We start from the raw sequence: 11,316 nt of genomic DNA on the forward strand, positions 1-11,316 counted from the left end.
GTAGGAGCGCACCCTGTGCGCGAAAGCCCTGCGTAGCAGGGCCGCTTTTGCCATCCAGGAAAGGAGAGCGGCCCCGCTCAAGCGGGGCTTTCGCGCACAGGGTGCGCTCCTACACCGGTCACGTGCAGGCTCCGGGAGATCTACCCTGCCACCTTGCCAAACGACGGCGGCCGATCCCCCGGCGCCGCACCGAACGCCTTGTTCGGCGTACCGCCCATCTGAAAGCTGAGCGTGCCGCCCTTGGCAAGTTCGGCGTGGCCGATCCAGCTCTTGCTCCACGGCTTGCCATTCCAGCTCACCGACTGGATGTACGGCGCATCGGGCCCATTGCCGTGCGCCTCCACCACTAGTCGCTTGTCGCCCATCCGGATCTCCGCCCGATCGAGCAACGGGCTGCCGAAGACGTAGTGCGTACTCACCGGATCCACCGCGTACAGACCCAGCGCGCTCATCACATACCAGGCGCTGATCTGTCCACAGTCTTCGTTACCAGCGAGGCCATCGGGCTCGGCTTTGTACATCGTGGTGAGCAAGGAACGCACGCGCTCCTGGGTCTTGTAGTGCGCGCCGGTGTACGCATACAGGTAGGCGACGTGGTGACTGGGTTCGTTGCCGTGCGCGTACTGGCCGACCATGCCGGCGATATCCGGCGGCGCGTCGGCTGGCAACGCGGAGCTGGTGTGGAACAGCTCATCCAGCTTGTGCTCGAACGGCTGCTGGCCGCCGAACAGTTCCGCGTAGTGATACACGTCGTGCTGGTTGAGGAAGGTGGCCTGCCAGGCGTTGGACTCGGTGAAATCGCGCCACTGGCTCGAATGCCCCATGCCGCGAGGATCGAACGGCTCCAACCACTTGCCGTCGCTGCCGCGCGGACGCACGAAAGTCAGCTTCTTGTCGAACACGTTGCGGTAATTGCGCGAGCGCTCGCGCAATTTCTTGGCGTCTTCGGTAGCGCCGGCGGCATCGGCGAGATGCGACAGCGCCCAGTCGTCATAGGCGTATTCCAGCGTCTTGCTGACCGCCTCGCCTTCCTTGTCACTGGGGATGTAGCCACGCTCGCGATAGAACGGCAGGCCGCGATAGTCGTCCTCGAACGCACGCTTGCGGAACAGCGACCAGGCTTGTTTCGGATCGATACCGGGGAAGCCCTTGGCCACCGCTTCGCTGACCACCACCGCCGAGTGATAGCCGATCATGCAACCGGTCTCCACACCCTGCAGCGGCCACACCGGCGGACCATCGGGACTCTCTGCCGCCATGCGCAGCAGACCGTTGACCAGATCGGGCACGCGTTCCGGCTGGTACAGCGTGTACAGCGGATGCAGCGCGCGGTAGGTATCCCACAGCGAATAGGTGCTGTAGTTGTGCGCCCCCTCAGGCAACTGATGCACCGCCAGGTCCATGCCGCGGTAGCGCCCATCCGTATCGCTGAACAGCGTCGGCGCCAACATCGTGTGGTAAAGCGAGGAATAGAAGATGCGCCGCACGTCATCCGACGGCGTATCGATCTGGATGCGGCTCAGCTCGTGCTCCCAACTCTCCGCCGCCGCCTTGCGCACGCCGTCGAAATCCCAGCCGGCGACCTCGGCATCGAGATTGCGCAGGGCACCCTCGATATCCACCGCGGAAATGCCCACCTTCACCAGCAACGGCGCCTTGTGCGCATCGTTGAAATGCAGCACCGCCTTCAGATGGGTGGCCTTCGCCTCCTGTGTGGCATTGGCCAGCGGCACATCTTCGTCATAGAGCACGGCCTTATCGAACGGCCGCGACAGTTTCATCGCGAAATAGATGTAGCGGCCATTTGCCCATTGATGCACGCGGCGGCCGCCCACCAAGGTGTCCTTGCCGATCAGCCGCAGGGTCGCGTCGCTGACCTTGGTCGGCGTGACCGGATCGTCGCGATAGCCATGCGCGAGATCGACCAGCAGATGGCCTTCGCCCTTGTTCTGGAAGGTGTAACGATGCAGGCCGGCGCGCTGGGTCGCGGTGAGCTCGGCGAGCACGCCGTAGTCCTTCAGCAGCACGCGGTAATAACCCGGCACGGCGTGTTCGTCAGCTCGGTCGTAACGCGAGCGGTAGCCGCGCTCGATCGGCTTGCTCGCGGTGGGTGCCTCATTGGTTGGCGGCACGCCGTCGTAGCGCGAGCGATAGTTCAGGCCCCGGTATTCGCGGTCGCCAGGCTTCAACTGCACCGGCCCGGTACCCGGCATCACCAGGAAGTCGAGCATGTCGCTCGCGCCGGTACCGCTCAGGTGCGTATGCGAGAAACCCATGATCGAGCCATCGCCTTCGTGATAACCCGAACACGCGTCCCACTGCGCATTGAAGGTGTCGGGGCTGAGCTGCACCATGCCGAACGGCATCGTGGCGCCCGGATAGGTATGACCGTGACCGCCCGTACCGATGAATACATCCACGTAGCGCGACACGCCCGTCGCCGCATCGGCCGCGCCGCCCGTGGGCGACGCACCCGCGGCATGCGCCGTCGAGATGCCGGTGAAAGGACCGAGCTGGTTGCCCAGCAGGGCTGCGGCCACTGCGCCTTGCAGGAAACGCCTGCGTGTCACCATGGGTGGTACTCCGGTAGCGAAACAAAAAGAAACAACGTGTAGGAGCGCACCCTGTGCGCGAAAGCCCTGCGCCAGCGGGGCCGCTCTTGAACAAAGCGCGGCCCTCGCGGGCCGTTTCACTCGGGCCATCCATGGCCCTCGCCCTGCGGGCGGCTTCGCCGTGCAAACCGGCAGTCCTGCCGGTTTGTCGCGCACAGGGTGCGCTCCTACAGTGGGGTGTATGGATCATCGTGCGGAAACCTCAGCCACGCAGCAGCGCTGGCTTGCGTTCCGCCAGCTCGACAATCAGCTCGCCGAACAAGGTATTGGCCCAGGCGAACCAAGGGCGGGTGAAATGCGCCGGATCGTCCTGATCGAAAGCCTCATGCATGAAGCCGGTACCGGCATGCGTGGTCTTCAGCCAATACAGGCATTGACGGATCTCGGCATCGTCGCGGCTGGTGAAGGCGCGCATCATGATCGACATCGGCCAGATCATGCGCAGGCCCTCGTGCGGACCACCGATACCTTCGGCAGCCTTGCCCGCGAAGAAGTACGGATTGTGTGCACTCCACGCGCGCGCTCGCGTGCGGCGATAGCGTGCATCGTCCTGCGGGCAGCAACCCAGATACGCCAGGCTCAGCAGCCCTGGCGCATTGGCGTCGTCCATGAACAACTGATTGCCGAAGCCATCAACTTCATAGGCCCAGATCTCATCGCCATGCTCATCGCGCATCACGCCATGCGTTTCGGCGGCGTGCTGCACCTCGTCGGCGAGCGCCTTGCATTCCTCGGCGAAGGCTTTGTCGTCGAACAGCGCGAGCGTCATTGGCCCCAGCTCGCGCAGCGCATACACAGCGAACAGGTTGCCGGGAATGAACAAGGGATACAGGCAGGCATCGTCGGAGGGACGGAACATCGAATGGATCAGGCCCACCGGTCGCGTCGGGTTGCCATAGCCACCGAGGAACTGGCTTTCCGTCGGCACCTCCGAGCGCCGCTGGAAGTGATACGGCCCCGGCCCGTGCTTGCGCTGCTGTTCGCGGAAGGTCGCCACCACCAGGCGCATCGACGCGCGCCAGTCGTCATCGAACGGCGTGCGGTCGCCAGTGGCTTTCCAGTACGCCGCGGCCAGCCGCACCGGATAGCACAGCGAATCGATCTCCCATTTGCGCTCGGCCACGCCGGGACGCATATCGGTCACGTCTTGCTTGGCCCAATCCAGATTTGTTTTCGCCGTGGGATCGGGCAGGAAGGCGTTGGCGTAGGGATCGATGGCGATGCACACCGCATGGCGGCGGATCAGCCCGCGAAACAAACGGCGCAGGTCTTCGTCCTTGGCCGCTAGCGGCACGTAGGGCCATACCTGCGCGGAGGAATCGCGCAGCCACATTGCGTCGATGTCGCCGGTGACCACGAAGGTATCCGGCTTGCCGCGCAGGCTGCCCAATTCCACCGTGGTATCCAGCGTATTCGGAAAGCAGTTCTCGAACAGCCAGGCCAACTCGGGATCGGCGATCCGCGCCTTGGTGCGCGCGATCAACTGCTCCACCGCCGCGCTGGTGAACTTGCGCTTGCCTACCGGCGGGCGCTGGCTCACGAAGCGCGCGGCCGACGCGGCCCAACTGGGTCGCGCGCCGCCCAGCGCCGCGGCGCCGAGTGCGAAAGACATCAGCTTCAATACGTCGCGGCGCGAGGCACTCATGGCTTCTGCTCCATCACGGGTTGCGTCGCGCCAGCCAGCGAGCGCACGCGCAGGGCGCCACGGAGGGCGTCGAAGCTCTCGCGGCTGTCCACACGCAGTTCCCGCTTCTCGCCGGGCAGCAGATCGAAGGCGTTGTCTTCCACGGTGGCGTCGAGCCTGCCGAAATCGACCCACACTTCGCGCGCGAGACGCCCAGCGCTCACTTCCAGCACCATGCCCTGCCCGTTGTCGCGCAGTTCCGCTTTCAGCTCGGGATCGGGCAGTTGCAGCGCAATCGGCGGCTGCACGAACAGCAGGTGCCGCGACAACAGGACCCCCTTGCTATCGAGCAGCTCATAGACCGCGAAGGTCTTGCGCGGATCGGCACCATGCAGCAGTTCGGCATCGGTGGGGCTGGCGAGCTTGGTGCTGGCCAGCGATGCTACCTTGATCGACTGCTTGCGCTCGCGCAGCACCTTGCCTTCCATATTCATCACGCGGCTGCGCAGCGTGGCCTGGAACGGTTCGGTGCGGTCGGACAGCACGAACACGTCGCTATGCCCCTCGCGGTGGATCGCTGCCACGCGCACCGGTGCGTAGAAGCGGCGCGCATGGAACTGCAGCGCCTTCCAGCGCCCGAAGTAATCCACGCTCGACCACGAGGCGCCCGGCCACACGTCGTTCAACTGCCAGTACAGCGAACCCATCGCCTGCGGCCGCGTGCTGCGCAGATGCTCCGCCGCCAACTCAATGCCTTCGGCCTGCATCACCTGGCTGAGATAGACGAAGGAAGCGAAGTCCCTGGGTTCGCCGTAGTACTTGCGGATGTACAACAGCAGGCGATCGTTGCCATCGCCGTTGGCAAACTTCTGGTGCGCGCGCATCACCGGCGAGTTCGGCGACATGTCATCGTCGGCCGCGAAGGCCCTGACCGTCGCCATCACCGGGAACGACTGCAGGCCGTACTCAGACTGGAAGCGCGGCGTGCTAGTGAGATAGTCCTCGATCGGCTTGGAACCGGACCAGACACTCCACGAGTGGTAGTCGCCATCGTCCAGTTTGTTGGCCGCGCCTTCGTAATCGGTGCTGGGCGAGCTGGCCCAGTACGGCACGTCGGGCGCGTATTGATGCACCACGTTGCGCAGAGTTTCGCCGAACAGGGTCTTCATGCCCTGCTCCACCTTTGCGCGCTCTTCGGCGGAAATCGACTGGCGGAACTTCTCGCGGTCCGGCCAGGCTTCCCAGCCGGTCTGCACTTCGTTGTTGCCGCACCAGAGCACGATGCTGGGATGGTCGCGAAGCCGTGTGACCTGCTCCACCGCTTCGATGCGCGTGTTTTCGCGGTAGGCCTCGTCGTACGGCGGAATCGCGCCGCCGAACATGAAGTCCTGCCAGATCATCAGGCCGAGCTTGTCGGCCTCTTCATAGAAAGCGTCGCTCTGGTAATGCCCACCGCCCCACATGCGCAGCATGTTCATGTTGGCGTCGCGTGCCGAGCGCAGGATTTGCGCCATGCCGTCCTGCGTCACGCGCGTGGGAAAGCTGTCGAACGGAATCAGGTTGGCGCCCTTGGCGAACATCGGCACGCCGTTAACGACAAAGGCGAAGCCGCGGCCCCAGGCATCCTTGTCGCGGCGCAGCTCCACGCTGCGCAGGCCGGTGCCGCGTTCGGCGCTGGCCAGCGCCTCGCCGTTGCTGCTGAGCGTGGCCTCGAAGCGATACATGTTCTGCGGGCCGTAGCCCACCGGCCACCAGCGCTGCGGCTGCTCGATGCGGATCGGCAGACTGAGCGTGTTGTCACCCTTGCGCAGGTCGACCTCTTGCGTCGCATCGTGGCGGCTGCCGTCCGGCGCGGTCCAGCTCACTGCCAGTTGCGCCTTGCCAGCCTGATCGGCCTGCACGGTCGCCTCGGCACGCAACTCCGCCGCGTCGGCATCGACGTGCTGTTGTGCGATATGGAAATCGGCGAGACGCGCGCGATCCCAGCTCTCCAGTTTCACCGGCTGCCAGATGCCGAGGGTGACGTAGCGCGGACCCCAGTCCCAGCCATACTGGTAATTGGCCTTGCGGATGTAATTGGCGGTCTGCTTGCCCTTCGGCTCATCGCCGAAAGCCGAATCGAATTCACCCGGCAGCGCGTAAGGCTGCTTGAGCAGCCACGGCAGCAAGCGCGCGATCGGCGAATGCAGGCGCACCTCCAGCCGGTTGTCGCCCGCGCGCAGCGCGCCCTTCACCGGCACGCGCCAACGCCGGAACATGTTGTCCGCGGCGAGCAGCTTGCGGCCGTTGAGCGAAACGTCGGCGAACGTGTCCAGACCATCGAACACCAGCTCCACATGCTCGCGCTTGAGCGTGGCCGCATCCACCTTGAAGCTCAGGCGGTAATCCCAGTCAGCCAGGCCGATCCATTGCAGCCGCGCCTCGTTGTCGCGGTAGAACGGATCGCCGATCACACCCGCCGCAAGCAGGTCGGTCTGCACGCTGCCGGGGACCGTGGCCGCGCGCCATTCGGCAGCCTCCGGATGACTCTTGGCCGTGCCCGAGTCGGGCGCCAGATGGAACTGCCAACCACTTTGCAGCACCTGAGTGGCGAGCGGCGCGGCCATGGCGTGGCCACCGGCCAGCAGTAGCGCGATGGCCAGCAAGAAACGCGGCCGGCTGATCAGGTTGCTTCGCTGCATGAATCGTTTCCTTAATCGTTACTGGCGGTACTCAGCGGGTGCGGCCGTCAAACACCTGGAACTCGCGGATGCGTGCCGTGCCTACACTGGACAGGATATGCAGGCGCAGCTTCTGTGCTGTGACCGGTGCAAAGGTATCGACCTTCATATGCCCGATCGCCTCGGCGCGCGCCACCGTTTTCCAGGCATGGCCGTCCCAGATCTCCACCGCATAGTTGCGGACCTGCTGGCCGTCGTCGAGCCATTCCATGCTCAGCGTGCGGTCGAAGGTCACCGGGCGGCCCAGATCGACTTCGAGCACCGCGTGATGCGAGCCCTCAGGCGCCGACCAGAACGTATCGCGATCGCCATCGAGCGCGCGCTCCGCTTCGGGATCGGCCTTGACGTGCTTGCGCGCGAGGTTGGCGGCATCGCCGTAGCGCGCCTGCACCGCCTTGCCGAACTCTTCCAGCCGCTTCACATCGGCATCGGGCAACAGGCCATGGCGGTCCGGCGCGATGCCGAGCATGAGCTGGCCGCCCTTCCCCACGCTGTTCTCCCAGATATCCATCAGCTCATCGACGCTCTTCAGCGTCGCTTCGTCGTTGGGGTGCCAGAACCAGTGCAGCTTGTGCAGCGGCGTGTCCACTTCCACCGGCCGCCAGCGCAGATAGCCGTGGCGGTCGATCACGTTCCAGTTCTCGCCGCGGATATGACCGTCTTCGGTGCCCACCCAGCGGATGTCGCCGTATTCGAACAGCGCCATATCGGCGAATACCATGGCGTTCGGTTGGTAGGTGCGCAGCTCTTCCAGATATTTGCCGAAATCGTAGACATGGCCGCCGCTGCCCGCGCCGTCCAGCCACCACTCGGTCAGCGGACCGTAGTGCTGCACGAGCTCGTCCATCTGCGAGAGGTAATAGGCGTCGTAGGCCTTGCTGTTCGCATAGCGCGGCTCATGGCGATCCCACGGAGACAGATAAATGCCGAACTCTAGCCCCTCTGCACGCGCGGCATCGGAAGCCATGCGCACCAGATCGCCCTTGCCGTTCTGCCACGGACTGCTCTTCACCGAATAATTGCTCTGCTCGGTGGGCCACAGCGCGAAGCCGTCATGATGCTTGGCGACCATCACCATGTACTTCGCACCCGCCGCGCGGCTGGCGCGCGCCCATTGAGCGGCATCGACACGATCGGGGTTGAACACCTTGGGATCCGCCTTGCCGTCACCCCATTCGCGGTCGAGGAAGGTGTTGGTGCCGAAATGCACGATCACGCCGAATTCCAGATCCTGCCAGTGCGATTGCTGCGGCGAGGGTTTCAGGTCGGAAGCGTTCTGCGCGATAGCGCCGGCGGACCAGGTGGCGCTGACGGCCAGCGCGAGGGACAACAATCCTGAGGAAAATGTCGGCATGCGTTTGGTTTCTCGTTTTCTATACGGCGTGTATCTGGGAGGGGGAGCTCTCGCTCCCCCTCCCCCATCACTCAATCAAGCTTGTACTCCAACTGCAGCGAAAGCTCGCGGCCGTTGTAGTTCGCGCCGTTCAAAGTCGGAATGAACTCGAAGCCACCTGCGTAGTACGGGATATAGCCCACCTTGTCGAAGATGTTGGACACGGTGAAGCCGAGCTTGAAGCGCTCGTTGAAGCGATACCCGATGGTGGTGCTATAGGTGATCCACGCCGGGGTGTGCCCCTTGTAGACCACGCAATCCGCATCGCCCAGTCCCGGCGTGATGCCGTTGGCCAGCACTTCGCAGCCGCCGTAGTGCGGTGCGCGCACGCCGCCCTGGCGATCGCCATAGAGCGTCACGTCCCACGGCCCGTTCCGCCAGTTCACCGTAGCGCGCGTCCTGGTCGCCACGCGGTCGTAGCGGGTGTTCAGCAGGGGATCGCTGGCCTTCTTGCGCAGCTTGTATGAAAGGTTGTCGGTCCAATCGAGACCGAAATTGAAGGTACCCCAGTCTTGCGTCTTCAGCCGATAGCTGACGTTGGCATCCACGCCACTGACATAGAAGTTGGTCTGATTGATCGGACCGGTGTGGACCGTGGATACGTTACCGTTGGCGTCACGAATAACGTTAGCTATGACCTGCTTGCAATACTCCGAGCCCTGCGCATGGTCGGTGTACGGCGCGCCGCCAACCTGCAGGCCAGTACGGCAACCCGCCTCGTCCTTCAGGACGGTGTCTTCATTGACGTTGTCGATGGCGTTGTCGACGCCCATATGCCAGTAATCGGCAGAAACCGTCAGACCCTCGACCCAGTTCACGTCCCACACGAAGCCGTAAGTCCAGGAATGACCCTCTTCCGGCAGCAGGTTGCGGCCACCGGCGGCGTGCAGCGTGTAGTACGTGGTGTGCTGGGTCGCTTCGCAGGTCGACTGGTGATTCGCGATGCACTGGTAATAGTCGGAATAGATGCCGACCGTCCGCTGCGAATCCCGCTGGTAGATGTACTGCATGTCCGGCGCGTGGAAGTTCGTGCCGTAAGTGCCACGCAGCAACACGCCAGTCAGCGGCCGCCATTCGATCGCCGCACCCCAGGTACGCGCCATGTCGGTGCTGCTGGCGTCGCGGTACTTATCCAGGCGGCCGGAGAGCGTCATGGTCAGCGTCGAAGCGAGCGGAATGCGGAACTCGGTGCCGCCCGAGAAACGTGTGCGCGTGCCGCCACCCGCATTGAAATCCTGGAAGGGGTCGCCGAAGCTGACGGTATTGCCGCGCGCATCGGGAATGAGGTGGTAGCCCTCGTGGTTTGCTTCCAGCACACCGGCGAAACCGACCGGGCCGGCCCAGGTGTTGAACAGATCGCCGGTCAGATTGAACGAGGCTTGATCCATCCATGACGTCGCGGTGTTCTCGCCGCCCACCGCAAACGTGCGGTACTGATCCGGCGTAATCGGATTCCAGAAGCGCTGCTGGTTGATCGCGTACACCGGGTAGTCGGTACCGCCGACATTGGTAGTGCCGAGCTGTTGGCCGAAGAAGTAATTGAACATGCCCTGCTCGTTCAGGCCGGTGTACGACTCGCGCACGATGTACTTGGCATGGCCGAGGTTGGCGTCCCAGTTGAAGCGGCCATCGAAAATGGTGCCGCGCAGACCCACATGCATGTCCCAGTTCTGCTCTACGTCATGGGTATTGCCGTAGGTACCCATCTCGCCTGGCGTCAGCTGGCGGAAGTAGTTGGTGATGAGCTGCCCAGAGGTCTGGTCATAGAACGAGCCTGGAAGGCTTCCATAGGGGTACAGAAACGGCAGCTGCGTGTTGGAGGTGCCGGTGGTGCCCCAGTAGCCAACCGAACCATAAGCCTGCAGGCCATTGCCGAAATCATAGTTGCCGGCGATGTAGGCGTCCTTGTCGTCGCGCCCCGGCGTCAGCACCCAGTTGTTGAACAGTGCGTTCTGCGCGCAGTACGAACCCCCATCAGTGATGTTGGTGGGATCGACTGTGTGGCCGTTGGTGCCCACCGTCTGCTTGTGATACAGGCTGAAGTTGTCCTTGAAGCCCGCCTGCGAACAGGCGCCTGCCGGCGGTGCGATGAAGTTGCCGTTGGCATCGTTCAAGGACAGGCCGGTATAGCGGGGATAGCCGAACATGCGCGCATTCTGGTCCCATGCGCCATAGCCGGCATCGGCATCGGAGGCGGTGTAGGGACGATCACGACCCCACAACGGCGTGCGATGACTACGCTGCAGGTTATAGATGATGTTCCAGTTCTCGCCGGATTTGCCGCCGACAAAGTTAAAGTCGGCGAAATCGCGCCCGCCGCGCTTGGAGGTGCCGACCTGCACCTTGATGTCGTCACCCTGGTAGTTCTTCTTCAGGATGATGTTGACCACGCCACCGATCGCATCGGAGCCATAGATCGCCGAGGCGCCGGAGGCCAGGATCTCGACGCGGTCGATCATGCCGGTCGGCACGTTGTTGTAGTTCTGGAAGTTGGTCTTGCCGCTGGCTGGCATCGGGTAGTCAACTACGCGATGTCCATCGATCAGCAACAGGCTGCGGTTCGAACCCAGGTTGCGCAGATTCAACTGGCGTGCATTGACCGAGGTGCTGCCCCAGCTAGGCGCGGTCTCGGCAATACCAGCCTGAGTGATGGAGTTCATCAGCTCGTAGACCGTGGTGAAACCCTGCTTCTGGATATCCGCGCCGGTGATGATCGAGACGGGTGCAGGCCCCTCCACCTCTGCGCGCGCAATGCGCGAACCAGTCACCACGACTTTTTCCAGCGTGGCAGCCTTCTTGCTCGCGTCAGCAGGTGGTGTTTGCGCGGATGCATCCTGCGGCGCGGAAGCCGCTTGCGCGTGAGCGACAAACGGCGTGAACAAGGCAACCGCCAACGCATTGGCTAGCGCTCTTCGGCGAAATGCTGTGTGTGACATGACTATCCTCCCCATGATGTTGACCCTCCCC

At 63.6% G+C, this 11,316-nt stretch carries 5 protein-coding genes; all 5 read right to left on the reverse strand.

Annotation, left to right across the window (positions count from 1 at the left end):
- Positions 1 to 140 precede the first annotated feature (140 nt).
- Complete coding sequence (locus tag ISS97_RS10555) at positions 141 to 2,573, reverse strand: GH92 family glycosyl hydrolase (protein WP_379986734.1); 2,433 nt, start codon at positions 2,571 to 2,573, stop codon at positions 141 to 143.
- Between the two features lie 241 nt (positions 2,574 to 2,814).
- The gene (locus ISS97_RS10560) at positions 2,815 to 4,257 is read right to left on the reverse strand and encodes a glycoside hydrolase family 125 protein (protein ID WP_379986733.1); all 1,443 of its coding nucleotides are present in this window, start codon (positions 4,255 to 4,257) and stop codon (positions 2,815 to 2,817) included.
- Positions 4,254 to 6,917: a beta-mannosidase gene (locus ISS97_RS10565; protein WP_379986732.1), complete on the reverse strand. Its 2,664-nt coding sequence runs from the start codon at positions 6,915 to 6,917 to the stop codon at positions 4,254 to 4,256. The genes ISS97_RS10560 and ISS97_RS10565 overlap by 4 nt, the downstream gene beginning before the upstream one ends.
- 31 nt (positions 6,918 to 6,948) lie before the next feature.
- A complete protein-coding gene (locus ISS97_RS10570) occupies positions 6,949 to 8,310 on the reverse strand; it encodes an alpha-L-fucosidase (protein WP_379986731.1) in 1,362 nt (453 codons plus the stop codon).
- A 71-nt stretch (positions 8,311 to 8,381) separates the two neighbouring features.
- A complete protein-coding gene (locus tag ISS97_RS10575) occupies positions 8,382 to 11,285 on the reverse strand; it encodes a TonB-dependent receptor plug domain-containing protein (protein ID WP_379986730.1) in 2,904 nt (967 codons plus the stop codon).
- Between the last annotated feature and the right edge of the window lie 31 nt (positions 11,286 to 11,316).

It is taken from the genome of Dyella koreensis (assembly GCF_044904565.1).
Lineage (GTDB): Bacteria > Pseudomonadota > Gammaproteobacteria > Xanthomonadales > Rhodanobacteraceae > Dyella_D > Dyella_D koreensis.